Annotated in this window: 29 protein-coding genes; 13 read left to right on the top strand and 16 right to left on the bottom strand. The window is 71.6% G+C overall.

Annotated features, from left to right (window positions below; all coding sequences use genetic code 11):
* Nucleotides 1-49: 49 nt before the first annotated feature.
* Together AB0C16_RS34260 and AB0C16_RS34255 are read right to left on the bottom strand one after the other, a co-directional pair.
* Nucleotides 50-742: a response regulator transcription factor gene (locus tag AB0C16_RS34260; RefSeq protein ID WP_357689221.1), complete on the bottom strand. Its 693-nt coding sequence runs from the start codon at nucleotides 740-742 to the stop codon at nucleotides 50-52.
* The gene (locus AB0C16_RS34255; RefSeq protein ID WP_357689219.1) at nucleotides 739-1,917 is read right to left on the bottom strand and encodes an ATP-binding protein; all 1,179 of its coding nucleotides are present in this window, start codon (nucleotides 1,915-1,917) and stop codon (nucleotides 739-741) included. Before AB0C16_RS34255 ends, AB0C16_RS34260 begins: the two co-directional genes overlap by 4 nt.
* Before the next feature lie 124 nt (nucleotides 1,918-2,041).
* Between AB0C16_RS34255 and phoU the strand changes: the two genes are divergently transcribed.
* Nucleotides 2,042-2,695 carry a phosphate signaling complex protein PhoU gene (phoU, locus tag AB0C16_RS34250; protein ID WP_357689217.1) on the top strand — a complete coding sequence of 218 codons (654 nt, stop codon included), beginning with the start codon at nucleotides 2,042-2,044 and terminating at the stop codon, nucleotides 2,693-2,695.
* 6 nt (nucleotides 2,696-2,701) lie between these two features.
* Here the strand turns inward: phoU and AB0C16_RS34245 are convergent, their stop codons facing one another.
* Genes AB0C16_RS34245 through mshA form a run of 3 tightly spaced genes read right to left on the bottom strand, consistent with a single transcriptional unit; the run spans nucleotide 2,702 to nucleotide 5,211 of the window.
* Nucleotides 2,702-3,445, bottom strand: a complete 744-nt coding sequence (locus AB0C16_RS34245; RefSeq protein WP_357689215.1) for a phosphoglyceromutase — start codon at nucleotides 3,443-3,445, stop codon at nucleotides 2,702-2,704.
* Between the two features lie 10 nt (nucleotides 3,446-3,455).
* Entirely contained in the window at nucleotides 3,456-3,962 is a 507-nt protein-coding gene (locus AB0C16_RS34240; RefSeq protein WP_357689213.1) for a YbjN domain-containing protein, read from the bottom strand.
* A gap of 10 nt (nucleotides 3,963-3,972) precedes the next feature.
* Nucleotides 3,973-5,211: a D-inositol-3-phosphate glycosyltransferase gene (mshA, locus tag AB0C16_RS34235; RefSeq protein WP_357689225.1), complete on the bottom strand. Its 1,239-nt coding sequence runs from the start codon at nucleotides 5,209-5,211 to the stop codon at nucleotides 3,973-3,975.
* Nucleotides 5,212-5,352: 141 nt separating this feature from the next.
* On the opposite strand from mshA, the gene AB0C16_RS34230 reads away from it, so the two are divergent.
* From AB0C16_RS34230 to AB0C16_RS34200, 7 genes are all read left to right on the top strand, one after another.
* On the top strand, nucleotides 5,353-6,096 hold the full coding sequence (locus tag AB0C16_RS34230) for an SDR family NAD(P)-dependent oxidoreductase (RefSeq protein WP_357689211.1): 744 nt from the start codon (nucleotides 5,353-5,355) through the stop codon (nucleotides 6,094-6,096).
* Entirely contained in the window at nucleotides 6,089-6,874 is a 786-nt protein-coding gene (locus tag AB0C16_RS34225) for a class I SAM-dependent methyltransferase (protein ID WP_357689209.1), read from the top strand. Before AB0C16_RS34230 ends, AB0C16_RS34225 begins: the two co-directional genes overlap by 8 nt.
* A 54-nt stretch (nucleotides 6,875-6,928) precedes the next feature.
* Complete coding sequence (locus AB0C16_RS34220; protein ID WP_189124370.1) at nucleotides 6,929-7,285, top strand: BlaI/MecI/CopY family transcriptional regulator; 357 nt, start codon at nucleotides 6,929-6,931, stop codon at nucleotides 7,283-7,285.
* Nucleotides 7,282-8,187 carry a M56 family metallopeptidase gene (locus AB0C16_RS34215; protein ID WP_357689207.1) on the top strand — a complete coding sequence of 302 codons (906 nt, stop codon included), beginning with the start codon at nucleotides 7,282-7,284 and terminating at the stop codon, nucleotides 8,185-8,187. The genes AB0C16_RS34220 and AB0C16_RS34215 overlap by 4 nt, the downstream gene beginning before the upstream one ends.
* 61 nt (nucleotides 8,188-8,248) lie before the next feature.
* On the top strand, nucleotides 8,249-8,743 hold the full coding sequence (locus AB0C16_RS34210; protein ID WP_357689206.1) for a helix-turn-helix transcriptional regulator: 495 nt from the start codon (nucleotides 8,249-8,251) through the stop codon (nucleotides 8,741-8,743).
* A gap of 3 nt (nucleotides 8,744-8,746) precedes the next feature.
* Nucleotides 8,747-9,157: a hypothetical protein gene (locus AB0C16_RS34205; RefSeq protein WP_357689204.1), complete on the top strand. Its 411-nt coding sequence runs from the start codon at nucleotides 8,747-8,749 to the stop codon at nucleotides 9,155-9,157.
* A gap of 119 nt (nucleotides 9,158-9,276) precedes the next feature.
* Entirely contained in the window at nucleotides 9,277-9,645 is a 369-nt protein-coding gene (locus AB0C16_RS34200) for a DUF2516 family protein (protein ID WP_357689202.1), read from the top strand.
* A gap of 178 nt (nucleotides 9,646-9,823) precedes the next feature.
* Here AB0C16_RS34200 and AB0C16_RS34195 read toward each other — a convergent pair whose 3' ends face one another.
* The gene (locus AB0C16_RS34195) at nucleotides 9,824-10,363 is read right to left on the bottom strand and encodes an SGNH/GDSL hydrolase family protein (RefSeq protein WP_357689200.1); all 540 of its coding nucleotides are present in this window, start codon (nucleotides 10,361-10,363) and stop codon (nucleotides 9,824-9,826) included.
* A gap of 242 nt (nucleotides 10,364-10,605) precedes the next feature.
* Between AB0C16_RS34195 and AB0C16_RS34190 the strand changes: the two genes are divergently transcribed.
* Nucleotides 10,606-11,340 (top strand): alanyl-tRNA editing protein, encoded by a 735-nt coding sequence (locus AB0C16_RS34190; protein WP_357689198.1) that lies wholly within the window; start codon nucleotides 10,606-10,608, stop codon nucleotides 11,338-11,340.
* A 118-nt stretch (nucleotides 11,341-11,458) separates the two neighbouring features.
* Here the strand turns inward: AB0C16_RS34190 and AB0C16_RS34185 are convergent, their stop codons facing one another.
* Nucleotides 11,459-12,124, bottom strand: coding sequence for an ankyrin repeat domain-containing protein (locus AB0C16_RS34185; RefSeq protein ID WP_357689196.1), 666 nt, complete (start codon nucleotides 12,122-12,124; stop codon nucleotides 11,459-11,461).
* A gap of 193 nt (nucleotides 12,125-12,317) precedes the next feature.
* Between AB0C16_RS34185 and AB0C16_RS34180 the strand changes: the two genes are divergently transcribed.
* Together AB0C16_RS34180 and AB0C16_RS34175 are read left to right on the top strand one after the other, a co-directional pair.
* Entirely contained in the window at nucleotides 12,318-13,928 is a 1,611-nt protein-coding gene (locus AB0C16_RS34180) for a DUF2207 domain-containing protein (protein WP_357689194.1), read from the top strand.
* Between the two features lie 55 nt (nucleotides 13,929-13,983).
* Complete coding sequence (locus AB0C16_RS34175; protein ID WP_357689192.1) at nucleotides 13,984-14,583, top strand: ankyrin repeat domain-containing protein; 600 nt, start codon at nucleotides 13,984-13,986, stop codon at nucleotides 14,581-14,583.
* Nucleotides 14,584-14,592: 9 nt separating this feature from the next.
* Here AB0C16_RS34175 and AB0C16_RS34170 read toward each other — a convergent pair whose 3' ends face one another.
* Nucleotides 14,593-15,495 carry an asparaginase gene (locus AB0C16_RS34170; RefSeq protein WP_357689190.1) on the bottom strand — a complete coding sequence of 301 codons (903 nt, stop codon included), beginning with the start codon at nucleotides 15,493-15,495 and terminating at the stop codon, nucleotides 14,593-14,595.
* Between the two features lie 60 nt (nucleotides 15,496-15,555).
* Here AB0C16_RS34170 and dtd point away from each other — a divergent pair, with 60 nt between their 5' ends.
* A complete protein-coding gene (gene dtd / locus AB0C16_RS34165; protein ID WP_357689188.1) occupies nucleotides 15,556-15,981 on the top strand; it encodes a D-aminoacyl-tRNA deacylase in 426 nt (141 codons plus the stop codon).
* A 4-nt stretch (nucleotides 15,982-15,985) separates the two neighbouring features.
* On the opposite strand, the gene AB0C16_RS34160 is transcribed toward dtd, so the two are convergent.
* The 4 genes from AB0C16_RS34160 to AB0C16_RS34145 form a co-directional block, all read right to left on the bottom strand.
* Nucleotides 15,986-16,924 (bottom strand): glycine cleavage T C-terminal barrel domain-containing protein, encoded by a 939-nt coding sequence (locus AB0C16_RS34160; RefSeq protein ID WP_357689186.1) that lies wholly within the window; start codon nucleotides 16,922-16,924, stop codon nucleotides 15,986-15,988.
* Nucleotides 16,925-16,933: 9 nt separating this feature from the next.
* On the bottom strand, nucleotides 16,934-17,347 hold the full coding sequence (locus AB0C16_RS34155) for a Fur family transcriptional regulator (RefSeq protein WP_357689185.1): 414 nt from the start codon (nucleotides 17,345-17,347) through the stop codon (nucleotides 16,934-16,936).
* 303 nt (nucleotides 17,348-17,650) lie between these two features.
* Nucleotides 17,651-17,947, bottom strand: a complete 297-nt coding sequence (locus AB0C16_RS34150) for a DUF2470 domain-containing protein (protein WP_357689183.1) — start codon at nucleotides 17,945-17,947, stop codon at nucleotides 17,651-17,653.
* Complete coding sequence (locus AB0C16_RS34145) at nucleotides 17,944-18,432, bottom strand: FABP family protein (RefSeq protein WP_357689181.1); 489 nt, start codon at nucleotides 18,430-18,432, stop codon at nucleotides 17,944-17,946. The genes AB0C16_RS34150 and AB0C16_RS34145 overlap by 4 nt, the downstream gene beginning before the upstream one ends.
* Before the next feature lie 87 nt (nucleotides 18,433-18,519).
* On the opposite strand from AB0C16_RS34145, the gene AB0C16_RS34140 reads away from it, so the two are divergent.
* A complete protein-coding gene (locus tag AB0C16_RS34140) occupies nucleotides 18,520-18,882 on the top strand; it encodes a DsrE family protein (RefSeq protein ID WP_357689179.1) in 363 nt (120 codons plus the stop codon).
* 40 nt (nucleotides 18,883-18,922) lie between these two features.
* On the opposite strand, the gene AB0C16_RS34135 is transcribed toward AB0C16_RS34140, so the two are convergent.
* The 4 genes from AB0C16_RS34135 to AB0C16_RS34120 all read right to left on the bottom strand — a co-directional run bounded on the left by AB0C16_RS34135 (nucleotide 18,923) and on the right by AB0C16_RS34120 (nucleotide 25,949).
* Nucleotides 18,923-19,636, bottom strand: coding sequence for a glutamine amidotransferase (locus AB0C16_RS34135; RefSeq protein WP_357689177.1), 714 nt, complete (start codon nucleotides 19,634-19,636; stop codon nucleotides 18,923-18,925).
* The gene (locus AB0C16_RS34130; RefSeq protein WP_357689175.1) at nucleotides 19,626-20,855 is read right to left on the bottom strand and encodes a MurT ligase domain-containing protein; all 1,230 of its coding nucleotides are present in this window, start codon (nucleotides 20,853-20,855) and stop codon (nucleotides 19,626-19,628) included. Before AB0C16_RS34130 ends, AB0C16_RS34135 begins: the two co-directional genes overlap by 11 nt.
* Nucleotides 20,856-20,894: 39 nt before the next feature.
* Entirely contained in the window at nucleotides 20,895-23,939 is a 3,045-nt protein-coding gene (locus AB0C16_RS34125; protein WP_357689174.1) for an ATP-binding protein, read from the bottom strand.
* A 78-nt stretch (nucleotides 23,940-24,017) separates the two neighbouring features.
* Nucleotides 24,018-25,949: a hypothetical protein gene (locus AB0C16_RS34120; protein WP_357689172.1), complete on the bottom strand. Its 1,932-nt coding sequence runs from the start codon at nucleotides 25,947-25,949 to the stop codon at nucleotides 24,018-24,020.
* Between the last annotated feature and the right edge of the window lie 144 nt (nucleotides 25,950-26,093).

Here is a 26,093-nt window from a genome sequence, read left to right as displayed (position 1 = left end):
CCCCCCCCCCCCCCCCCCCCCCCCCCCCCCCCCCCCCACAAGGGTTTCGTCAGCCGTCGGTGACGTCGAACTTGTAGCCGAGGCCCCGGACGGTGAGGATGCAGCGCGGGTTGGACGGGTCGGACTCGATCTTCGCGCGCAGCCGCTTGACGTGCACGTCGAGGGTCTTGGTGTCGCCCACGTAGTCGGCGCCCCAGACGCGGTCGATGAGCTGGCCGCGAGTGAGCACCCGGCCGGCGTTGCGCAGCAGCACCTCGAGCAGCTCGAACTCCTTCAGCGGCAGCTGCACCTGGTCACCCCGCACGGCCACGACGTGGCGGTCGACGTCCATGCGCACCGGGCCGACCGCGAGCACGGCGGTCTCCAGCTCCTCCACGGCGTCGCCCTGGCGGCGAAGCACCGCGCGGATGCGGGCGACCAGCTCGCGCGAGGAGAACGGCTTGGTGACGTAGTCGTCGGCGCCCAGCTCCAGGCCCACGACCTTGTCGATCTCGCTGTCCTTGGCGGTCAGCATGATGACCGGCACCTTGGAGCGCTGGCGCAGCGAGCGGCACACCTCCGTGCCGGGCAGGCCGGGCAGCATGAGGTCGAGCAGCACCAGATCGGCGCCGTTGCGGTCGAACGTCTCGAGCGCCTCGGGCCCGGTCGCGGCCACCGAGACCTCGAAGCCCTCCTTGCGCAGCATGTAGGAGAGAGCGTCGGAGAAGGACTCCTCGTCCTCGACCACGAGCACTCGTGTCATTGGGCGGCCTCCAGGGGAATCGAGGGTGGTACGGCCACCGCGGTGCCGCCGAAGGCGGGCAACCGCAGCGTGAAAGTGGAGCCGGAGCCTTCCTTGCTCCAGACGGAGACCTCGCCCGCGTGGGCGGCGGCGACGTGCTTGACGATGGCGAGCCCGAGGCCCGTGCCGCCGGTCGCGCGGGACCTGGCCGGGTCTGCGCGGAAGAAGCGCTCGAAGATGCGCTCCAGCGCCTCCTCGGGAATGCCGATGCCCTGGTCGCTGACGCTGATCTCGACGGAGTCGCCCGCCGGCCTGCTGCTGATCACGACCCTCGTGTGCTCGGGGCTGTAGGCGATGGCGTTGTCGATGAGGTTGCGCAGCGCGGTGACGAGCAGCTCCTCGTCGCCCCAGATGCGCAGCCCCTCGGTGCCGCCGCTGACGAGCGTGATGTCCTTGGCGCCGGCGCGGGTGTTGCAGTAGTCGATGGCGTCGTGGACGGCCTCGTCGATCGGCACCTGGCCGGGGGTGGGGATGGCCTCGGCGCCCTGGATCCGGCTCAGCGTGATCAGGTCCTGCACCAGGTAGGTGAGCCTGGCGGCCTCGTGCTGCATGCGGCCGGCGAAGCGGGTGACGGCCTCGGGGTCGTCGGCGGCGTCCTGCACGGTCTCGGCGAGCAGGCTGAGCGCGCCCACCGGGGTCTTCAGCTCGTGGCTGACGTTGGCCACGAAGTCGCGCCGCACGGCCTCGACCCGGCGCCGTTCGGTCTGGTCCTCGGCGAGCACCAGCACCTGTCCGTGGCTGCCGAGGGGGGCCACGCGGACCGCGAAGTTGGTGATCTCCTGGCCGAACTTGTGGCCGGCGACGTCGATCTCGGTCTCGCGGATCTCGCCGTCCCTTCGTACCTGCCGGGCGAGCGCGAGGATCTCGGCGGCCATCAGCCGGTCGCCCTTGACCAGGCCGAACGCGCGCGCGGCCGAGCTGGCGCGCAGCACGCGGTCGTTGGCGTCGAGCACCACGGCCGAGGACGGCAGCACGGCGAGCACCGACGCGACACCCTGCGGCAGCAGGGCAGAATCGTTCTCGGCGGGCGTCTCGGCGCGGCTGGGGGCCTCGATCTGGTTGCGGTAGAACAGGACGGCCAGCGCGCCCACGACGAAGCCGGCCAAGGCCGCGAAGCTCATGGCCATCTCACTCATGTCTTCGATGGTAGGCGGCCATCACGCGGCGGCAGACCTCTCACCAGGGGATGAACGCCTCTTTCCGGCAATGTTCATCTCGGCGTCGAGGTTCGTTCATCGACGCGCGCGTACGGTGACTGGCATGCGCGACGCGTACCATGAGGAACTCGACTCCCTGACCGACAAGCTGGTGGAAATGACCAGGCTTGTCCGCTCGGCCATCTCCCGGGCCACGACCGCCCTGCTCGACGCCGACCTCCAGCTCGCGGAGAGCGTCATCTCGCGCGACGAGGTGGTGAACGGCGTCTTCGACGACATCGAGACGTCCATCTTCGACCTGCTGGCCCGGCAGCAGCCGGTCGCGGTGGACCTGCGGATGGTCATCACCGGCCTGCGCATGGCCACCAACCTGGAGCGCATGGGCGACCTGGCGGTGCACGTGGCCAAGGTCGCGCGGCTGCGCCACCCCGACTCGGCCATCCCCCCGGAGATGCGCTCCACGATCGTGGAGATGGGGCAGATCGCCGAGAACCTGGTCACCAAGGCCGGCAGCTGCGTGGCCTCGCGGGACGTCGAGTCGGCCATGGAGCTCGACCAGGACGACGACGCGATGGACCGGCTGCACCGGCGGTTGTTCAGGGACATCCTGGCCAAGGAGTGGCAGCACGGGGTGGAGCCGGCCATCGACATCACGCTGATCGGCCGCTACTACGAGCGTTACGCCGACCACGCGGTGCACGTCGCGGAGTCGGTCGTCTACATGGTGACCGGCTCGCGCCCGGCCGACAGGGCCTGAGGCCGATCAACGCCCCTGGTTGGCCACCGCCTCGATGGCCGCCTTGGCGGCCTCGGGGTCGAGGTATTCGCCGCGCGGCCGCAACGGGCGGAAGTGGGCGTCGAGGTCGTAGCGCAGCGGGATGCCCGTCGGGATGTTGAGGCCGGCGATCTCGTCGTCGCCGACGCCGTCGAGGTGCTTGACCAGGGCCCGCAGCGAGTTGCCGTGGGCCGCCACGAGGACCGTGCGGCCCGCCGCGAGGTCGGGCACGATCGCGTCGTACCAGTAGGGCAGCATGCGGTCGACGACGTCCTTGAGGCACTCGGTGCGGGGCATCAGCTCCGGGGGCAGCAGGGCGTAGCGGGGGTCGCCCGCCTGGGAGTATTCGTCGTCGTCGGCGATCGGGGGCGGCGGCACGTCGTAGGAGCGCCGCCAGAGCATGAACTGCTCGTCGCCGAACTCCTCACGCGTCTGCGCCTTGTTCTTGCCCTGCAGCGCGCCGTAGTGGCGCTCGTTGAGCCGCCAGGAGCGGTGCACCGGCAGCCAGCCCAGGTCGGCCTCGCCCAGCGCGAGCTGGGCCGTCTGGATGGCCCTGGTCAGCAGACTCGTGTGCACCACGTCGGGCCGGACGCCGGCCTCGACCAGGAGGTGGCCGCCTCTCCGGGCCTCGTCCTCGCCCTTGGCCGACAGGCTCACGTCCACCCAGCCGGTGAACAGGCCCTTCGCGTTCCAGTCGCTCTCGCCGTGTCGCAGCAGCACCAAAGTCGCCATGCCGACAATCCTATGGTTCGCGGGTGCCCGGGCGGCCGTCGCGGTCGGGGTCGGCGAAGCGCGCGAACGCCTGGAGGTTGGCCAGCGACTCGCCCCGCTTGGCCCGCCATTCCCACTCGCGCCGGATCGAGGAGGCGAAGCCCAGCTCGAGCGCCCGGTCGAACCAGTCGTCGGAATAGGTGAGCACGCAGCCGAGGATCCGGTCGACCTCGTCCTCGGTGACGGCCGCGAGCGGCAGCCGGCCGACGAGGTAGACGTCGCCGACGGAGTCGAGCGAGAAGTGGACGGCGTACATGCCGCCGTTCTTGCCGAGCAGCCACCTGTAGAACTCGGTGTGGTTCTCGTCGGGCTGGCGGCAGAAGAACGCCTCGATGTGCAGCGCCTGCTCGCCGACGATCAGCCAGGTCATGGTGGCCAGCTTGTGCTGGCCGGGCAGTTTCACCAGGAACGCCCCGGGCCGCGGCTCGTCGTAGGAGACGTCCGCGGCCTTGAGCGCGGCTTCGACGACATCGCGCATGACGTACAGCCTACGAGCTGATCGCGACGGGCACCGGATGCAGGTGGGCCACGGCGTCGGCGTACACCTCCAGCAGGTGCGCGGACGTGGCCTGCCAGCCGAAGGCGGCCGCGTGCGCGCGGGCGCCGGTCGACAGGCTGTCGCGCCAGCGGGGCGAGGCGACGAAGCGGCGCAGCACATTCGCCCACTCGTGGGAGTCGTGGCCGTCGACCAGCACGCCGGACACCCCGTCTCGTACGGCGGTGCGCAGCCCTCCGACGGCGGCCGCGGCGACCGGCGTGCCGCAGGCCTGGGACTCCAGGGCCACGAGCCCGAACGACTCGCTGTGGGAGGGCACGACGGTCACGTCGGCCGCGCGGTACCAGTCGGCCAGCTCGTGCTGCGGCGCGGGCGGAACCAGCCGGACGACGTCGGAGATGCCCAGCTCGGCGGCCAGCTCGGTGAGGATGGAGGGTCTGGCCAGGCCGTTGCCCGAGGGGCCGCCCACGCAGGCGACGACCAGGCGGTCGCGGAGCGAGGGGTCGTCGATCAGCATCCGGGAGGCGGCGCGCAGCAGCACGTCGGGCGCCTTCAACGGCTGGATCCGGCCCACGAACAGCAGCACGTGGGCGTCCCTCGGCAGCCTGAGCCGCCGCCGGGCGGCGGCCTGTGAAGCGGGCTGGAACAGCGTGAGATTGACACCGGGGTTCACGACCGCGACGCGCTCCTCGGCGGCGCCGTACAGCTCCATGAGCTCGCGGGCCTCGTCCGCGGTGTTGGCCACGAGCCGGTCGGCGATCTCCACGACCTGCTCCTCGCCCACCACGCGGGCCTGCGGCTCCGGCTTGTCGTCGCGGGCCAGCAGCCGGTTCTTGACCTTGGCCATGGTGTGCATGGTGTGCACCAGCGGAACGCCCCAGCGTTCCTTGGCCAGCCAGCCGACCTGGCCGGACAGCCAGTAGTGCGAGTGGATGACGTCGTAGCGTCCCGGGTCGTACATGGCCTCGGTGCGCAGCACCCCTGACAGGAACGCGCACAGCTGGCCGGGCATGTCGCCCCTGTCCAGCTCCTCGTACGGCCCCGCGGTCAGGTGACGGACCAGGACCCCGGGGGCCAGCTCGGCGACAGGGGGCAGATCCCTGGCCGTGGCCCGGGTGAAGATCTCCACCTCCACGCCCAGCTGGGCAAGCCGTTTGGCGGACTCCACGATGTACACGTTCATCCCGCCGGCGTCGCCGGTGCCCGGCTGATCCAGCGGTGACGTGTGCATGCTGATCGTCGCGACCCGGCTGACCCGTCGTCGCCTCACCCGACACCACCTCCAAGCGAGTTATAACTACGCAGATCTTTCCGACATTCCCTAAATGTCGTGACAGCGGGGTGGCTCAGTCGGCCTGGCAGGATGGAGGCCATGACGAAGACGGCTGTGGTGACCGGCGCGAGCAGCGGCATCGGCGAGGCTACGGCACGTCGGCTGGCCGCCGAGGGCTATCACGTGGTGGCGGGAGCCAGGCGACGCGAACGCCTCGACAAGCTCGCCGCCGAGGTGCCCTCGATCACCCCCTTCACGCTCGACGTGACCTCCCAGGAGTCCGTCGACGCGCTCGCGGCCTCGCTCGACCGCTGCGACGTGCTGGTCAACAACGCGGGCGGGGCGCTGGGGATGGAGCCGGTGGCCGAGAGCCGGCCGGACGACTGGCAGCGGATGTACGACACCAACGTGCTCGGCACGCTCCGCATGACCCGGGCCCTGCTGCCCAAGCTGATCGCCTCCGGCGACGGGGTCCTGGTGCTGCTGACCTCGACCGCCGGACTGGTGGCCTACGAGGGCGGCGGCGGTTACGTCGCGGCCAAGCACGCCCAGTCCTCCATGGCCGGCACGCTCAGGCTGGAGCTCGTCGGCGAGCCGGTGCGCGTCGTCGAGATCGCGCCCGGCATGGTGCGGAGCGAGGGATTCGCCGTCACCCGCTTCCGCGGCGACGCCTCGGCCGCCGCCCGCGTCTACGAGGGCGTGCCCGACCCGCTGACGTCCGACGACGTGGCCGACGCCATCGCCTGGTGCGTGACCAGGCCCGCCCACGTGAACATCGACCGCCTGGTGATGCGCCCGCGCGCCCAGGCCGCCCAGCACAAAGTGCACCGCGTCAGTGGCTAGACCGGCCGGCTCGATCACCCGGGGCACGACCGCGCACAACCGGCTGCGGCGGGCCGACCGCTGGATCGCCGCGGCGCACGGCCCGATGCTCCGCGCCGCCGACCGGCCGCTGGTGGTGGACCTGGGCTACGGCGCCTCCCACGTCACCACGCTGGAGCTCTTCACCCGCCTGCGCCGGGTCGCGCCCGAGGTCGAGGTCGTGGGCATCGAGATCGACCCCGAGCGGGTCGCGCTGGCCAAGCCGTACGAACGTGAAGGGCTGAGTTTCGCGCTCGGCGGCTTCGAGCTGCCGGTCGCGCGCCCGCCGGCGCTGGTGCGCGCCTTCAACGTGCTGCGCCAGTACGGCGAGGCGGAGGCGTGGCGCTGGTGGGACGTGCTGTGCGGCGGGCTCACTCCCGCGGGCGCCCTCGTGGAGGGCACCTGCTCCGAGACCGGTCACCGCGCGATCTGGGTGGGCCTGTCGCCCGGCGGCCCGCGGACGATCACCTTCTCCGCCCGGTTCGACGCCTTCGAACGGCCGTCAGACCTGGCCGACCGGCTGCCCAAGACGCTCATCCACCGCAACGTGCCGGGCGAGCGGATCCACGCCTTCCTGCGTGATTTCGACCACGCCTGGGCGGTCGGCGCCCCTTATGGCGTCCACGGGCTGCGCCAGCGCTGGCTGGCGTCGGTGACCGCGCTGAGCGGCTCGTGGCCGGTGTATCGGCACCCGCCGCTCGGGGGCGTGGCCAGGTGGCGCCTGGGTGAGATCACGCTTCCCTGGGCCGCCGTCCACTAGGTTTGCGGTTCCCCGGATATCTGCTCGACACGTTGTAGTACTACGCTTGAGAGTGTGAAGGGTCTTGGCGAGCTCGAACGCAGCATCATGGACATCCTCTGGGCGGAGGACACCCCGCTGACCGCCCGGGAGGTCGGCAGGCTCATAGCCGACCGCGACCTGGCCCCGACCACGGTCATGACCGTCCTCGACCGCCTCACCCGCAAAGGATTCCTCCAGCGCACCCGCGACGGGCGCGCGTGGCGCTACTCACCGGCGGAAAGCCGCGACGCGTACGTCGCCGAGCTTATGCTGGGTGCGCTGGACATGACGGGCGACCGGTCGGCCGCCCTCACCCGCTTCGCCCAGGCCGTGTCCGGCCCGGAGGCGGAGATCCTGCGAAGAGCCCTGACGGAGCTGGAGGACGAGTGATCACGGCAGCGGCGCTGGCGACGCTTGCTCTGGCGTGCGCGCTCGGCTCGTGGCGTTTCACGACCGCCCGGTGGGCCTCACGTGCCCCCCGGGTCGCGATCATTCTCTGGCAGTCCCTGGGCGTGACCTGGGGCCTGGCCACCACCGGCGCGATGCTCGCCTACGCCGTCCAGCCCTACGAGGTGGGCGTGCTCCCCGGCCTGATCGCGTTCGCCCACGGCGCGGCCCCGCGCCAGCCGTGGGACCTGCTCCACCTGCTGGCCATGGTGGCCGGCATCACCTCTCTGACCGTGCTCGTCGTGGTGCTGCTCGCCGCGGGCGTGCAGGCGTTGCGGGCCCGCAGGCGCCACCGCACGCTGCTCGCGCTGATCTCCCATGACAACCCGGTGGTGCCCGGCGTGCGGGTGCTCGACCATCCGAGCGCCGCGGCCTACTGCGTGCCCGGCCTGCGCTCGCAGGTGGTGGTCAGCGAGGGCGCCCTCAAGCTCCTTTCGGAGGACGAGCTCACCGCCGTCCTCGCCCACGAGGCGGCCCACGTACGCGAGCGCCACGACCTCGTCCTGCTGCCGTTCGCCGCGCTGCGCCGGGCGCTGCCCTGGTCCAAGGTGGTCGGCGACGCCCAGGCCCAGGTCGAGCTGCTCGTCGAGATGGCCGCCGACGACCGCGCCCGCCGCTACTGCTCACCGCGCAGGCTCGCCACCGCGCTGCTCAGATTCGGTACGGCAGGCGCCATGCCGACGCCCCAGGGCATGATCGGCCTGCACGCCCACCACGTCATGGCCAGGGTCGACCGGCTGATCAAGCCCGATCCCGATCTGGCGCCGGGGCTGCGCTACAGCCTGCTGGCGTTCTCCGTGACATTGGTCACGTCCGCATCACTGCTGTGGCTCTACCAGCTCTGATGCTTGCTGGCGTTAACCAGTTCGTTTGCAATTGCAAGCACCACGGGGCAGAATCAGCGGTATGGCACTACCGAAGGTCGGCTCGATCGGCGAATACATCCGTGAGCAACGGCAGCAGGCGAAGATCTCGCTGCGCCAGCTCGCGGCCGCGGCAGGGGTCTCCAACCCCTACCTGAGCCAGATCGAGCGGGGGCTGCGCAAGCCGAGCGCGGAGATCCTCAACCAGATCGCCAAGGGCTTGCAAATCTCCGCACAGGCGCTCTACGTGCAGGCGGGACTCATCGAGGACCGGGAGACGCCGAGCGACGTCGTGACCGCCATCAGGGCCGACACGCACCTCTCCGAGCGGCAACGCCAGGTGCTGATCGATATCTACGAGTCGTTCCGCAAGGAGAAGCACCCCGAGGACGAGCAGACCTCCCAGAAGGCTCATCCCCGAGGTGACTCCGTGACGGACGACGAGCCGTCGCTGCCGGAGGATTTCCTCGCCGCTCTCGAGCCCTACGTGGCCTCCAGCGGCAACGGCACCGTCAACCAGGAAACCAAGGAAGGTTAACCCATGACGCTCACCGCCGAAGTCAAGAAGCTCACCGAGTCCAAGCCGTTCTACGCCGTCGCGGGCGTCGGCGACTACGCCGTCGAGAAGCTGCGCGAGCTGCCCGAGCAGCTGCACAAGCTGCAGTCGCGGCGCGCCGACATCGCCAAGGACCTGCCGGAGAAGGCCCGCGTCTACGCCGGCAAGGCCGAGGGCTTCGCCAAGGAGTTCCCCGAGAAGGCGCGCGGGTACGCCGACCAGCTCACCCACCGGGCCACCGAGGTCTACGAGGACTTCGCCTCGCGGGGCCGCAAGGCCGTCAGCAAGGTGAGCGGCGAGGCCGCGCTGGAGCTGGAGGAGGTGTCGGTGGCCGCCAAGCCGCCCGTCGCCACCCCGGCCAAGAAGACGACCCGCACCACCAAGGCCAAGGCCTGACCGACCGGCGGGCCCGTCTCCCTCGCGGAGACGGGCCTTTCGCCTTCGGGGTGCCCGCCACGGGGGGACGCCCATTAGGCTGAAGCCGATTCATCGCGAGCATTGGGCGGAGCGAACACATGAACCTCATCAACGGTGGCCTGAACCTTCTCTTCCTGCTGCTCGCCATCGGCATCTTCGGCATGTCCGTCTACGGGCTGGGCCACGCCCTGCGTGTGCCGCAGGCCGCCTTCACGTCCGCGGGCAAACTGAAGAAGAACATCTGGCTGATCATCCTCGGGCTGGCGACCCTGTTCTCCGGCGCCGGCGCGTGGTCGTTCCTGCTGACGTTCATGATGATCGGCGGCATGCAGTTCATCGGGCTCGGCGCCGTCAGCATCTTCTCGATCGCCGCGGTGATCGCGGCCGTCGTCTACATCGTCGACGTGAAGCCCGCCGTCAAGGGCATGGGCCGCGGCGGCCACAACGGCCCCTACGGCCCCTGGTAACCACCCTGGGTGGCCACCGGCACGGGCCCTGCCGCGCCCCGGGCACGGGCCCTGGGTAACCGCTGGCACGAACCCTGGGGAGCCACCGGCACGGGCCCTGGGTAACCGCTGGCACGGGCGCGGGATACGGCACGAGCAGCGGCGTGGCCGGCCACCACCGGTGCGGCGTGGCCGGCCGCTAGGCGCGCAGCCGTCCGGCCAGCCACCGGGCCAGGAGCAGGTGGCCCGACAGTGTGGGGTGGACCCCGTCGGACAGCAGCGCCTCTCCGCGGGGGCCGGTCATCCAGTGCCGGTCCAGCGGGTCGAGGAAGCCGATCCCCGCGGCCCGCGCGACCTCGGCCAGGGCGTCACGGATCTGGTAGGCCTTGCGCGGAGGCGTGTCCAGCCAGATCGGGCCCACCAGGACGATCCTCGTGTGCGGCCAGCGGGCTCCGGCCGTCGCGGCCAGTTTCGCGGCCGCCCGGCCCACGTCGGGCGTGGCCCAGCGGAGGTCGTTGTGACCGCCCGAGATGACCAGCACGTCCGGTGCGGGCCGCCAGGCCAGCTCCGCCTCGAACGACTCCAGGAAGGTACGGCCCGCGCGACCCCTGCTGAGGTAGCCGGTGCCGCCCGCGCCCGCGATGACCGGCTGCCAGCCGAGCAGGCGGGCGGCCTGGCAGGCGTAGGCCCGCCAGCGGGGCACCGGACCGGAGCCCACGGTGAAGCTGTCACCGATCACCATCATCACCGGCGCCGGCCACGGCCCGGATCGTCCCGCCCCGGACCCACGGGTATCGGCCCCGGATGGGGATGGGCCGGACGTGTTCGCGGGAGCGGCTGGGGTGCTCGGATGTGGAGTCCCGGGATCGGCGGCGCATCCCGGTATAGCCGTACAAATCGCCAAGATGACCACAACCGGTGCGATCAGGGGTTGCCGCACCAAGCCGCACATGGCCACCTCGATGGTTCTAGGCTTCCGGCATGACCATCGACCTCCATGGGCGTACGCGACGGCTCGAACTGTCCGATCAGAACCTTCGCGATTTCGAGGCCGTCGTCCTCGACTCGGCACCCGACGGGATCGTCTTGACCAGGTCGGCATTTTACCCAGGTGGGGGCGGCCAGCCCGCTGATCACGGGGTTCTGATCTGGCAGGGCGTGGAGACACGGATCGTCGGGGTGCGCAAAGGCGACGATCTCCACCTGATCCCGGCCGAGGGCGACCCGCTGCCCCCGGTCGGCACGACCGTCAGGGCGGCGGTGGCCGACGAGCGGCGTTCGGCCCTCATGCGCACCCACTCGGGCCTGCACGTGCTGTGCGGCGTGGTGTTCCGCGACTACGGCTCGCTGGTGACCGGCGGCAACATGGACGTCCTCACCGCCCGCATGGACTTCAACCTGCCGGAGGTGCCGCCCGGTTTCAAGGAGGCGGTGGAGGACGCCTGCAACGCCGAGATCCTCGCCGACCGCCGCATCGACGTGCGCGTCCTGCCGCGCGAGGAGGTCTTCGCCATCCCCGACATCATCCGCACCGCGACCAACCTGGTGCCGGAGGACGTGCCCGAGGTCCGTGTCATCGACATCGTGGGCCTCGACACCCAGGCCGACGGCGGCACCCACGTGGCCTCCACCAAGCAGATCGGGCACATCAGGGTGGCCAAGATCGAGAGCAAGGGCCGCGGCTTCCGCCGGCTCCGCATCGCCATCTCCGACTGACGACCGCGCCTCGGTGTTCACCGACACGACGGCCGCCTGTCTCGGCAGCGGTCAGCTGACGGCCGCCGGCCTCGATGACCGCCGCGAGACGGCCGCCGCCCCATCTCGGCTCGACCGGTCAGAGGTCCGCGGCCGAGTGGGCGCCCCGGCCGCGGAGCCAGGCGGACAGGTCGGTGAAGCCGTGGCGTTCGGCCGCGTCCAGCGGGGTGAGCCGCTCCCAGGGCGGCAGCCGGTCGAGGGTGGCGCCCCGGGCCAGGAGCCGCTCGGCGATCTCACGCCGGCCGCCGTGGCAGGCGTACCAGAAGCAGAGGTCGAGGTCGTCCTGATCGGTGACCGTGACCAGGTCGGCGAGGCCGAGGGCCGCCGCGTGCCGTGGTTCGACGCGGGCGCCGCGTTCGACCAGGCGGCGGGCCGCGTCCCACTGGCCGAACCCCACCGCGTCGGCGAGCGGCGTGCCGCCGGCGATGATCGCGCCCGGAGCGTCGATGTCGGCCCCCGCGTCGAGCAGGGCGTCCACGGCGGCCACGTCGTCGTTGCTGGCCGCCCAGTGCAGGGGTGTCTCCGCGTGATCGCCGGCGAAGGGCGCGTCGACGTCGGCGCCCGCGGCCACGAGCTCGGCGATCATGGCCGGGGCGTGCGGCAGGTGGCCGGGCCAGTCGGTCGCCGTGTGAAGGAGCGTGCGCCGGCCGTCGGGCCTGGCGTGCGCCAGCGAGGGATCCTCCGCCAGCAGGCGCCGGAACGTGGGCATGTCGCCCGATCTGATCGCTTCGATGGCCTCGTTCATCGGATCTCCCGGCGCGTGGTGAGCGCTGTCAGCTCCGTCCTTCCACGCTCGGGCACGGCCCGTCAAGCATGGGCCGCAGGCCGAACTCGAAGAGCCGGTCGAAGCCGGGAGACCCCGGGCTGCTGAAGGCCATGGGGAAGGCGGCAGGCGCTCGCCCGCCCCGGTAGAGGGCGAACCGATACGATTTGCGGCCATGACGGGAATCAGGCTCATGCTGGCCGGACTGGGCGCGGCCGTTCTGGCACTGACGTCCGCCGCTCCCGCCATGGCGGAGGCCGGCATCACCGACGAGGTCACCTTGACCCTGGGCAAGGGCGGCACGTTGCACGTGGTTGAGAAGATCACCGGGGCGACGGGCGAGCTCAAGCGGACATTCCTCACCAGGACCCGGTACGACGACGACAGCGACCGGCTCTACCAGGTCTCGAACGTCAAGGGCGGCAAGCTGGTCGGCGACGTGCTCACCGTGACGGCCCCAACGACCGTCGAGTACGACGTCAAGGGCGCCGTGACCCCCTCGGGCGACATCGAGGAACTGCGCTGGTTCGTAGTCAACGGCTGGGACACCCCGGTCGCCAAGGCCACGGTCAAGGTGAGCGGGCCGGGCCCGGTGCAGGCGCTGTCGTGCTTCGCCGGCGAGCTGACCTCCGCCATCGGCTGCACGTCCGCGTCCATGAACCACACCGGCACCGAGGCCGGCTTCGAGCAGGAGAACCTCGCCCCCGGCCAGGCGCTCACCGTCGTCGTCGGCTACCCCAAGGGCGCGAGCGGCGGCGCACCGATCCTGGAGAAGCGCTTCTCCCTGGCGAGCGCCTTCACACTCGACGCCGTGACCGGGGGCGCCCTGGCCGGCCTCCTGGTGCTGATGCTCGGCGGCGTGGGCCTGCTCTACTGGACACGCGGCCGTGACGCCCGGGTCGTCGGCCATGAGAAGGGCGCGATCGACCCGGTGCAGAACGGCCACTTCTCCCCTCCCGACGGGGTCCGGCCGGGCCAGATCGGCACGCTGGTGGACGAGCAGGCCGACGTGGTGGACGTGACGGCGACCATCGTGGACCTGGCGGTCCGCGGCTACCTGCGGATCGACGAGCAGCCGCGCCAGGCCTACGACGCGCCCGACTGGATGCTGGTCAGGTTGCCCAACGCGCCGGCCGGGTCGCTGCTGCCGTACGAGAAGGCGCTCTACGACGCGATCTTCGAGGGGCGCGACGCGGTGCTGCTGTCACAGCTGTCCGGCGCCTTCGCCAGCCATCTGGGCGAAGTTCGCGACGCCCTCTACAGCGACGTGGTCACGCAGGGCTGGTTCGCCCGCCGTCCCGACACCGAGCGCACCCGGTGGACGCTGATCGGCCTGGCGCTCATCGGCGTGGGCGTGCTGGCCACGGTGGCGCTGGCCTGGTTCACCACGTACGGGCTGCTGGGGCTGGCCGTGATCATCGCGGGCGGCGCGCTGGCCGTCGGCGGGCAGTACATGCCGGCCAAGACCGCCAAGGGATCGGCGGCGCTGGCGCACACGCTGGGCTTCCGCGAGTACCTGTTCTCGGGAGAACTGGGCGAGGTGCCCGAGCAGCACCGGGTGGAGCTGTTCTCCCGCTATCTGCCGTATGCCGTGATCTTCGACGGAGTGGAGCACTGGTCGCGCGTGGTGGCCTCGGTCACCGGCAACGGGCACCAGGCCGACAACCTCTACTGGTATCACGGGCCGGCCGAGTGGGACCTGTCGAAGTTCGCCGGGTCGATGCGCACGTTCACCACGACGACCTCGGGCGCGATCTCGGCCACCCGCCAGTTCCGTACTCTCTGACCGGGTCGGGAGCGCCCTGCGGGCAGTCGTGCAGGTCGGCGTGAAAGGATCAGGCGTGCTCGAGGAACAGCTGCTCACCGCCGCCGTCACCGGCGACGCCGCCGCCGTGCGCGAGGCCGTGACGGAAGGGGCCGATGTGGAGGCCCGCGACAGCCAGGAGCGCACGGCGCTGCTCCTGGCCGTGGCGGCCGACCACGTGGAGGTCGCGCAGATCCTGGTCTCCGCCGGCGCCGACCCCGACGCCCTGGACGCCCAGCACGACACCCCCTGGCTGGTGACCGGGGTGACCGGCAGCGTGGCGATGATGCGGGCGCTGCTGCCCGCCGGCCCCGACCTGACCATCCGCAACCGCTACGGCGGGGTCTCCCTGATCCCCGCCTGCGAGCGGGGTCACGTCGACTACGTGCGCGAGGTGCTCAAGACGGGCATCGACGTCGACCACGTCAACGACCTCGGCTGGACCGGCCTGCTGGAGGCGATCATCCTGGGCGACGGGTCCGAGCCCTACCAGGAGATCGTCCGGCTGCTGCTGGCCGCCGGCGCCGCCCCCGACCTGGCCGACGGCGTCGGCGTCACCCCGCTGGAGCACGCGATCGCCAAGGGCCAGACCGAGATCGCCGCCATCCTGCGAGCCGCCGGCGCGGGACGTCCCTGAGAGCAGGCCTCAGGAGGCGCTGACGCGGAGCTCGCCCACCGGGCGGCCACCGCCCATGACGGGGGTGGCGGGCAGGTCGGCGTCGACGCCGAGGGCGCGCAGGGCGGCCACGGTCACGGTGGTGCGGGCCCGCTGCGAGCCGTCCTCGATCTTGACCACGCCCACCCGGCCGTCGGCGAGCGCGAACGCCTCGAACGCCTCCGCCCCCGCCTTCAGCATGAGCCCCGGGACGGCCCGCATCAGCGTGGCCTCCATCCGGCCGGTGCCGGACGTCCATTCCGGGTGAGCGATCACGGCCTGGTAGATCCGGCGCTCGTACGAGCCTTCGGCGGCGACCGGGAACTCCCGGAACGCCCTGGCCACGCCCACCATCGAGACGAAGAAGAGGGGCGCGCCGCATCCGTCGACCCCCGAGGCCGCGACCCGCTCACCGGTCAGGTCCTCCACCGTGGCGCGGATCGCGCGCTGCAACGGATGCGCGGGTTCGAGGTAGCCGGCGACCGGCCAGCCGTTGACCACGCAGGTGGCGAGCATGGCCGCGTGCTTGCCCGAGCAGTTCATGTAGACGCGGCCCCGCTCGGTCACGGTCCGGTCCTCGGGGTAGTCCTCGGGACACCCCAGCGCCGACTCGTCCAGCCCGGCCCCCGCCAGGATCTTCCGCACACCGTCGACGTGGTACGTCTCACCGGCGTGCGAGCCGCAGGCCAGCGCGAGCAGCTCACCGTCGAGCCGGAGCCCGGCGCGCAGCATGCCGAGGGCCTGCAGCGGCTTCATCGACGACCGCGGCGACGCCGGGACGTGCACCGCCCCGTGCGCCTCACCCGGCCGCCCGTCGGCGTCGAGGGTCAGCATCCGGGCCTGATGCCTGGACTCCACGAACCCGGATCGGACGACCTCCACCACCAGCGACATATCGCCTCCCTTTTCGGGGCGAGTCTACGGAGCGTTCCATCTGGGCCAGAATGGGATCCCATGCGAGCAGTCGTACAACGAGTGAGCTCCGCGTCCGTGGTCGTCGACGGGCGCACCGTCGGCGCGATCGACGAGCCCGGCCTGCTCGTCCTGGTCGGCGTCACCCACACCGACACCCCGGCCGAGGCGTCGAGGCTGGCCGCCAAGCTCTGGGGCCTGCGTGTCCTTCAGGGCGAGAAGTCCTGCTCCGACATCTCGGCGCCGCTCCTGGTCATCAGCCAGTTCACCCTGTACGGCGACGCCCGCAAGGGCCGCCGGCCCACCTGGCAGGCCGCGGCCCCCGGCCCCGTGGCCGAGCCCCTGGTCGAAGCCGTGGTCGCGGAGCTGAGGGCCCTGGGCGCCCATGTGGAGACCGGTGTCTTCGGCGCCGACATGAAGGTCTCGCTGGTCAACGACGGCCCCATCACGCTGATCGTGGACGTCTGAGGCGTCAGCGGAGCCGTCGCCGCAGGCTCGGGTCGATCGTGACGTTGCGCCCGGCGTCGGGCGGGACGATGACCTCCTGCGAGGCCGCGACACCGCCCGCGAGCAGCGTGGCGTCGACCGGCACCGTGCGCTTGACCAGCGCCAGCGCGATCGGGCCCAGCTCGTGGTGGCGGGCGGCCGAGCCGACCACGCCGACCTCCTGGCTCTCGAAGATCACCGGTGCGCCGTGCGGCGGCAGGGTGTCGACGCTGCCGTCGAGGTGCAGGAAGACCAGGCGGCGCGGCGGGTGGCCGAGGTTGTGGACCCGGGCGACCGTCTCCTGGCCCCGGTAGCAGCCCTTGGTGAGGTGGACGGCGGCGCCGATCAGGCCGACCTCGTGCGGGATCGTCTTGTGGTCGGTGTCGAGGCCGATCCGCGGCCGGTGGTCCTCGATGCGCAGCGCTTCGTACGCCCACAGGCCGGCCGGCGGTTTGCCCAGATGATCGGCGAGCTCGGCGCGCGGCACCAGGAAGTCTTCCGTGGCCGAGGAGAGCACGGCGAGGTCGTCGGCCCGCGAGACCTCCACGCGCAGCATGAACCGCATCCGGTCGAGGTAGTCGATCAGGCTCTGGGCGGCGCCCGGCTCGACATGGGCCAGCACGCTCTCACCGTCGTCGACCAGAGTCAGGTGGTGCAGGATGCGGCCCTGCAGGTCGAGGTCGAGCGTCTGGGTCCACTCGCCCGGAGCGAGCGTGTCGAGCTTCTGCGAGGTCAGGTCGTTGAGCCACTTGAGCCGGTCGGCCCCCGAGACGCGGATCACCTCGCGGTTGCTGCGGTCGACGATCGCCTCGCCCTTGGCCAGCGCGCGTTGTTCGGCGTAGAGGTCGCCGTAGTGCGCGGCTACGTCGGAGTCCGGCGCGTCGGCGGCGACGGCGCCGGGAAGATCGAGCAGAGGGCTACGCATGCCTCCAGGCTATCTGCAGTCGCGGCAGCGGCCGAAGACGGTCAGGTGGTGAACATCGGCCAGGAAGCCCAGCTCGTCGTCGAGCCCCTTGACCAGGCCCTCGGCCATCTGGGGCCGCACCTCGCTCACCACGCCGCAGCCGCGGCAGACCAGGTGGACATGGTCGGCCACGGATGCCAGGTGATAGGTGGGAGCACCGTGCCCGAGGTGGGTGTGAGTCACCATGCCGAGCTCTTCGAGCAGCTCCAGGGTGCGGTAGACGGTCGAGATGTTGACCCCGCGCGCCGTCTCGCGAACCTTGACGCAGATCTCCTCCGGAGTGGCGTGCTCCAGCTCCTTGACCGCTTCGAGCACCAACTGCCGCTGAGGGGTCACCCGGTAGCCCTTGGCGCGGAGTTGCTCGTGCCACTGCGTCTCCGTCATGCCCCGAGTCTAAGGCCGAGCGTTAATCGCTTGCCCTCCTCGCGGCGGAACGCATAGCTTCGTGGATACGCGGAAAGGAGGTGGTCCAAACAATGGTGATTCATAGTTGGACTAGCGAGGTGGTTGTCCGCTGACGACGCGGACGCCTGTCTCGGCCGTTCGGCGAATTCGAGGCAACCACCGGGGCCCCTGGCAGCCGGAGGGCGGGAACCCTTCCCGACCATGGTCCATCCGGCCCGTCTGTCTGACAGGCGGAAGCACGTCCGGGGCCCTTCTTATGTCCAAAGACTCCTTTTTGCCCGGTCAGTGCTCGCCTCGTGCCTCGACGCCGAGCGCGGCGCACGCCTCCCGATAGAGCCGCACGACCGCTGTCCGCACCTGCTGACGCTCGGTCAGCGTCTCGCCCCACGCCACCCTGACCCGCTCGCCGCCGTCGACCGTGAACTCGATCGCCTCGGCGTCGACGCCGCTGGTGGTCGCCCGGGACGCGGCCGGCCGCCCGCCCAGCCCTCGTACGATGAGCAGCGCGTCGTCGGCGTGGTCGTCGTTCATGTGACGCTTGATCGCCTCGACCGCCTCGGCGGTGAACGGATCGCTCATGACACCCTCTTCAGCTCTGCCGACATGTGTGACGTGAGCGGCTGCCCCATCGCGGCCATGTCGTAGGCCCACATCAGGTTGCCCTTGACCAGCCCGTAGAGCCGGCGCCCCGCGGTGTATTCCTTGGCCGTGACCGTGCGCGCCACCACGTCGGTCTGCAGCTCGATCTTGTGAAAGACGACCTCGCCGACGTAGATCTCCACGATCCCGGTGGGGTGCGCGAGCACCACCTCCACCTGCCGGTCGGGCTGCGGCCGCCAGTAGCCGGACTCGGTGGCGAGCGGCCGGACCCGGTTGCCGTCCTTGTCGAGCAGCCAGGTGCGGCTCACGTAGGACAGGAACGGCTTGCCGTTGTGGCTGAACTCGATCTCCTGGCCGAAGTTGAAGCTCGCGATCGTCGGATAGCCCCCCACACCCGCGCCTTCCCAGCGGCCCAGCAGGAAGGCGATCGGCTCGAGATCGGCGTGCATCTCAGGTTCTTCCATGGTGCACAACCCTAGTCGCCGGCCGTCGTTCACGCCCTCTGGCACCCGGCCCGTCAGGAACGGCGGCGGAGCGTTAGGGTGACGGGCATGGCACGATCACTGGTGATCAAAGTGACCGCCGGGGCCGACGACCCCGAGCGCTGCAACCAGGCCTTCACGGTCGCGGCCGCCGCGCTGGCGAGCGGAGTCCCCGTCTCTCTCTGGCTGACCGGCGAGGCGTCGTGGTTCGCCCTGCCCGGCAGGGTCAAGGACCTCGGCCTGCCGCACGCGGCGCCCCTGCCCGACCTGCTCGACGCCGTCCTCGCGGGCGGCCGGGTCACGGTGTGCACCCAGTGCGCGGCCCGTCGCGACATCACGGTCGACGACCTCATCGACGGCGTGCGCATCGCCGGCGCGCCCGCCTTCGTCGAAGAGGCCGTGGCCGAAGGCGCCCAGGCCTTGGTCTACTGACTGGTCCGCTAAAGGGTCCGCTGGCCGGGCGCCGAGGTGGCTAGGCGCTGAGGGCGGCGCCGAGGCGTTCCTGGCGGAGCTGCTCGTAGCGGGTGTCGTCGAGAGGCGCCAGCTCGCCGACGGTCCAGCCGAGGAGCAGGTCGGCGAGCGCGGGGTTGCGGGCCAGCGCCGGCCCGTGCAGGTAGGTGCCCACGACGTGGCCCGCGTAGCAGCCTTCGAAGCCGTCGCCGTTGCCGACGCCCTTGACGGTGCGCGACAGGGGCCGGGCGCCGGGGCCCAGCCGGGTGACGCCCATGTGGTTTTCGAAGCCCGTCAGCGTGGGGAGCCCGAGGGCCGCGTCGACCTCCGCCACCACCTCGCCGACCGCGCGGGCCGGGCCGCGGGAGCTGGCGATGTCGAGCAGGCCGATGCCGTCGACCGGCTGGCCCTCCTCGCCGCCGAACGTGCTGCCCATGATCTGGTAGCCGGCGCACACCGCGAGCATCGCGGCGCCCCGGCCGATGGCGCGGTGCAGGCCGCCGTCGCGGCGCAGGCGTTCGGCCGCGAGGATCTGCGGGCGGTCCTCGCCGCCGCCGATGAGGTAGATGTCGCCCGTCTCCGGCACCGGGTCGGCCGAGCGCACGTGGACGGTCTCGGTGGCGATGCCCCGGCGCTGGGCCCGCTGCTCCAGCACGAGCACGTTGCCCTGGTCACCGTAGGTGCTCAGGAGGTCGGGATAGATCCAGACGATGCGAAGGGCGCTGTCAGACGGCACGACCGAACTCCGATCGGATCTGCTGGAAGGCGGTGTAGTTGGCGATCACGTCGACCCGGCCGGGTGGCTGCATGGCGAGCGCCTCCGAGAACGACGCGCAGAGGGCGAACGGCACGTCGGCCACGTCGAGCCGGAGGGCCAGGTCGAGGCGGCGTTCGCCGGTGACGAACACCGGGCGGCCGCGCAGGATGCGGTAGTCGACGTCCCACAGCCAGGAGGTGTCGCGCCCGTCGGGACCCTGCGCGTTGACCGACAGGATGATCGGCAGCTCCGGATCGGTGACGTCGAACGCCTCCAGCCAGCCCGCGGGGTTCTTGGCCAGCAGCAGCCGGGCGTGCCGGCCGTCGCGCTCGACCGTGGTGTAGCGGCCCGCGACCGAGGTGACCTCGCGCAGCCTGGGCAGCGCCCGGTCGACGGGGAGCCCGAACGTCTCGGCGACGGCCAGCGCCATGACGGCGTTGGAGCGGTTGGCCAGGCCGGGCAGCTGAATGTCGAGCAGCCACCGCTGCCCGCGCGGGTCGAGGACGGCGTCGTCGTCGAGGATCCAGTGGGGCTCGGGCCGGTGGAACGTGCACTCGCGGCACGCCCAGTCGGCGTCCTTGCGGTCGAGCGGGCCGCCGCACTCGGGGCAGCACCACGAGTCCTCTTTCCACCGCTGCCCGCCCGCGACCCAGGTGACCTGGGCCGCGGTCGAGGCGCCCCAGGTGACGAGCGGGTCGTCGCAGTTGGCGATGACATGGGTGGGCTTGCCGGACAGCGCCCTGCGCCACTTCTGGGCGAGCAGCCAGATCTCGGCGGCGCGGTCCATCTGGTCGCGGCTGAGATTCATCAGGCAGACGACGCCCGCGCCGGTGGTGTCGAGCACCTCCGGCAGGTATTTCTCGTCGACCTCGAGCACGCCGTAGGGGGCGCCCTTGTGCTGGGACAGCGCCGAGACGTGACCGGCCGGCATGTTGGCGCCGAACGCGTTGGTGGCGACCTCGCCCAGCTCCAGCAGGGCGGAGGTGATCAGCCGGGTGGTGGTGGTCTTGCCGTTGGTCGCGCTGACCAGGGCCAGCTTGCGGTCACGGGCCAGCTTGCGGAGCAGGTCGGGCTCGAGCATCAGGCCGACCCGCCCGCCGATCACCGAGCCGTCGCCCCGCCCGGTCATCCTGGACAGCGTGGCCGCACTGCGTCCCAGGGCGCTCGCGAGCTGAGCCCGCAGTGGAAGCTGGGTCATGGACATCGATCCTAGTCGCCCTCGCGGCCGCGGCACCCCCTACTCGGGGGCCGCACCGGAAAACACCGAGCGCTGGCCCGGCTCGGCGAAGGTGATCTCCGGCGCGCCGCCCTGGTCGAACGGCAGCACGAAACGGCTCGGCCACGACAGCACGGCCTCGAGCCAGCCGGCTCCCATGGTCTGGCCGACGTGCCGGAGCCGGGCCGCCGGGTCGATGCCGATCGCGACCGTCGTGACGTCACGCTGAACGCCCTCGTTCTCGTCGTCGCCGAGGATGACCCGCCAGGCCAGCGCCCGGTTGTGTTCGATCTCCATCGACAGCGGATGGTGGCGCAGCGCCTTGGCCCGATGGCCGAGCAACTCGTTGTGCACGAGCTCCGCCGGGCCGGCGCCGTTCTGGCCGTGGCGGAACAGGGCGTACTCCATGGGCGGCGCCGGGCTGCGCAGGTCGGGGGCGGGGCGGCCGTACGGGAAGAGCCGGTCGACCTCGTGCAGCCAGCGCACCTGCGGGATGACCCACGAGGGGCCGGGCCGCTCGCCGCCGCCCTCGACGCCGCCGAGCAGGCGGGTGGCGGTCTCCGCGGTCTTCTCGGTCAGCAGCGCGGGGTCGAACCAGCTCCGCAGCGACCAGGCGCGCCGCTGCACCGAGCGTTCGACGAGGGTGGCGAGCAGGCACTCCCGGCGCCGGACCGGCAGGTCGGCCCAGATGGCGGCCAGGGCGCGGGGCACGCCGGGCAGCGGCCGGTTGCAGACGAAGGCGAGCACCACCGTGTCGCACCAGACCCGCAGCCAGGCCCAGTCGGGCGCGTCGGCGAGCACGTCGGCCTCGCGCAGCTCGACCAGGGTGCACGCCTGGCCGGTGCGGCACTGCGAGCCGCAGGCCGCCGACCTGCGGCCACGGATCGGCGGGGGCGGACCGGCCAGCGTCTTCTCGCGCGACTCGCCCAGCGGCACGCGGACGCGCAGCGGCCGGTCCATCCCGTCGGTGAACACCGCGGCCGAGCCCGGCTGCAGCGAGACGACCTGGCGGGACTGCTCGACGCTCAGGTTCATCGCGGCGCCGACGAGCTGCCTGTCGTCCTCGGCGGGCAGCCGGTGCACGACCTTGAGGGCGGTGTTCTTGACCACGTCGGAGACGAGCTTGGTGGGGATCTGCTCGGCCACCACGATGCCCTCCCCGTACGCCCTGATCTCGGCGAGCATGCCCGCCAGGAGCTCGACGGCGTGGGTCGCGGCCCGGCCGGCGCCGCGGTCGCGCAGCAGCCGGTGCGCCTCCTCGATCACGATGACGTGCCGCAGGCCGGTGGACCTCTCCTGGCGGGCGCGCATCCGCAGGTGCTCCACGATGCGGATGATCAGCGTGCCCATGAGGAACGCCTTGTCCTCGTCGTTGGCCACGTCCTCGATCGCCAGCACCACGTTGCGCTTCAGCAGGCCGCCGATGTCGGCGGGGTGGCCGCCCTCGAAGAACCGCCCGGCCGAGCCGACCCGGAGGGAGCGCAGCCGGAGCGAGATGAACCCTTCGACGTCGGCCTGCACCTCGCGGCCGTAGCCGATCTCCTTGATCACGTCCATCGCGTGGTGCTGGAGCTGCTCCAGGGTGGGCACGCTGGGCGGCACCTTGGAGCCGGGGACCGCGCCGCCGGTGACCACGTCCCAGCCGTTGGCCTCGTAGACCCGCTGCAGCGACAGCGACATGATCTGCGGGAAGGGCTCCTCCGCGTCGAACGCCGCCATGAACAGCGCCCTGACCATGTCGATGTGCGCCTGGACGGGGTAGCCGGGCTCGGGCTCCAGGGGGTTGATGCTGAACGGCACGCCCGCGGGGGCCGACGGGTTGATCACGGTGACCGAGTTGGCCGGCCACCCCCGCGGCTGGCCGCCCTGCTCGTCGCCGCCCAGCGCCTCCAACCGGCCGGCCATGGCGGCGTACTCGGACTTGGCGGGCTCGATCGCGAGCCACGGGATGTGCGCCTGGCTGAGCTGCTCCAGCAGGTGCCTGACGGTCTGCGACTTGCCCGAGCCGGTGGCGCCGGTGACGAAGGCGTGGCGGTTGAGCGTGGCCAGCGGCACCCGGAAGGAGCCGACCGCGCGGTCCTGCCCGTCGAGGATCTCGCCCAGCTCCAGCTCGCCGCCGTCGGTCTCGGAGGTCACGTCGAAGAACCCCGAGTCGAGCACCCGGACGCCGGGCACCTCGCGCCTGGGCAGCCCGGCCAGGGCCGCGAGTGCGCCCGCGGTGGCCGCGAACGGCGCGGCGGCGCCGTCGGCCGGGTCCTGCATGGTGATGGACAGCGCCTCCGACAGCGCGTAGACCGAGCCCTGGGCGCTGCGCAGCCGGTAGGGGTGGTGGCTCATCTCGACCGAGCCGACGAGCACGGGCGCGATCTGCCGCAGCTCGTCGGCCGTGGCGCCGCCGGCCAGCACGCGGACGTTCCACAGCCCGGCCTCGCGGAAGGCGTCGAGCTCCTGCATGCGGCGTTCGGCCCGTTCGGCGTCGAAGCGGGAGCGTTCGGAGGCGTCGCCGTACTGGCGCAGCACGTTGAGCTGGGTGCGCAGGTGGGCCACCTCGGCGTCGAGCAGGTCGGTCGGCTCGGCCACCACCAGCCAGGCGAACGGCCGCGACATCAGCGTGACCAGCGTCGACTCGAACAAGGTGGGCCGCTTCAGCTCGTCGGAGTCGAGCTCGGCGAACTCGCGCCGGCCCCCGAGCGGCGGCGCCTGGCGGCCGGGGCACGTCGTCCACACCAGGTCGGCCAGGTCGGCGAGGTACTCCTCGTCGAGCTGCACCCCGCGCGCCCCTCCGGGGAACAGCAGCGGCTGCGGCCCCGACGGCGCTCCGGGCGTGTCGGGCGACCGGCGGGGCTGCCGCGGCGGCGACAGCGGCCCGGCGTTGGTGATCAGCTCCAGCGGGGCGCCGGACCCGCGCGACAGCCAGCCGATGACGAACGGCCGGTCGCGCTGCGCCGCCGACAGCACGGCGGGCAGCACGGTGACGAAGTCCCACTCCGCCGATGAGCTTCGCGACGGCGCGGCGATGGACTGGATTCGGTACCAGGGCCCACTCAGCGAGACACTCGGCTGCATTTCATCCCCCCACGACGGTTCTTAGTAAAGTCCGCCCACCGTCAGGACGACACCTCGACATTGACCATGTCATTGCCTTTACTTGCGCCAGTCCAGGCGCTGAGGTGGCGGTCCGAGGTTGGGAGGGGGCTCTTCGTCGCCTTCGGGGTTTTTGTCGCCGTCGACCGAGAGGACGGCTTCGCGAACGTCCTCCAACTCGCCGAGCGTGGTCTTGGGGAAGGTGAGAATCGCCGGATTCGCGTCGGCCAGGCGCACCCGCCTGCCCTTGGCGGTGGCGTCGGTGACGATCACGGACGTGGTGGGCAGCTGCTGAAGCTGGTGCGGCTCGACGAGGAACTCCCGCGAGCGCTGCAGCACCCGCTCCTTCTCGCCGATCTTGTCGGCGGTCTTGCCCCACTCGGTCGACTCGGTGATGTCCTCGGCGAGGTCGGTCCGGCTGTCGCCGTGGGCCTCCTCCCTGCCTTCGACCTGGGAGATCGTGGAGGTGTAGCCGCCGTTGAGCCCGGGCAGCGAGTCGCTGATCGTCTCGGTCAGCTGGGCCAGCTCCAGCCGGTGCTCGGTGCCGACGTGCTCGCTGGCGACCCGGGCGTCCTCGGCGTTGCCGAGGCGCATGAACGCCACCGCCGCGTGGCCGCGGCCGAGGCGCTCGCGGACGGCCGGGGTCAGCGACCGGTAGGTCAGGACGAGTCCCGTACGGGAGGTCTCGCAGGCGTCCATGAGCCGGTCGAGCACGTCGCCGCGGAGCTTGTCGGCGCCCGCGACGATGATCGTGTGATACCAGGGGCGGTCGGAGGCCGGCGACTGGCGCAGGATGTGGGTCAGCGCGGTGGCCACGTAGGTGCCGAGCACCCGGTTGCCGAACACGCCCGCCTGCCGGTCCATGCTCACCACCCGGAGCCGGGCGGGCGGGAGGCGCACGGCCTGGGTGCCGAGCGTCTCCAGCTTGCGCAGCTGCGACTCCAGCGCCCAGGCGCGCTCGATCACCACGCGGTCGCTCACCCCGCGCCCGAACAGCGTGCCGATGCGCTCCAGCTGCGTCGCGGTGATGAGCCCGTAGCGCAGGTCGTCGCGCGGGTCGCCGACCTGTGCCAGCGCCCGGAGCGCGGCGGTCACCTGGCTGATCGTGGCGTTCTCGCCGAGCACCTCGAGCACCCGCTCCAGGATGGCGTTGTCGAAGCTCAGGTCGCGGGTGGAGCGGTGTTCCTCGCTCACGCTCACCACGTGCGCCAGGACGTCGGCGAACGCCTCGGGCTTGAGCGTGGCGCCCAGGTCGAGGCGGGGCAGATCGACCGGCAGCACCCAGACCAGCGGGTCGTCGCCGCCCCGGCGGGCCAGCTCGATCAGGTCCTTGGCGATCGCCCCCTCCGACAGGTCGAGCACGGTCAGGTGACCGCCGCTGTAGAGGCGGGTCGCGCCGAGCAGGGTGATCAGCGCCGACCAGCCGGGCAGCGTGCCGCCGGCCACGTCGATGCGGTCGATCTCGTCCGGCACGGCCACGGCGTACCAGGTCAGCTGGCGGTCGTGGCGGTCCTTGACCTCCTGCCACTCGCGGTAGCGCTGGGCGTGCTCCTCCTGCGCGCGGAACAGTTCTTTGTCACGTTCCTGCCGCCGCCGGTCGTCCCGGACCTGTTGCTCGTAGACCCGGTATCGGACCGCCCGGTCGCCCTGGACCAGCGCGTAGCTGCAGATGGCCGCCACGCCCCCGGCCGCGACCAGGCCGAGCAGGGCGAAGGACCAGTTGAGGTAGCCGGCGACGGCCACCCCGATGATCAGCACGGTCAGCGCGAGCATGAACATCCGGAAGACCCGCACGGGCCGGTTGAGCAGGTCTTCCTGCAGGCGCTCGCGGCGCACCAGGTCGGGGTCGGGGCTCTCGGCGACCGTCTCGTCCTCGGCGGGCGAGGGTCGCTTCGGCGGGGGGCCGGGATCGGGGTGCAGCAGGATGTACTGCCAGCCCAGGTAGATGCGGTCCGCCTGGAGCTGCGCATGCTCGGGATGCACGTCCACCACGTGACCCTCCGGCCGCGATATGTCGTTAGTAGTAGGGGCTTGTCCCTCCGCTCCGTCACAGCGTATGAGCTACAACCCCTACAGCGGCAGGGTTCTCTGCAATTCAGCCAGGCCGATGGAAGGATTGCGGCAGATGGGGCAAGG

This window comes from Nonomuraea sp. NPDC048916 (assembly GCF_040649575.1).
GTDB lineage: Bacteria > Actinomycetota > Actinomycetes > Streptosporangiales > Streptosporangiaceae > Nonomuraea.
This window is presented reverse-complemented; position numbering and strand designations above follow the sequence as displayed.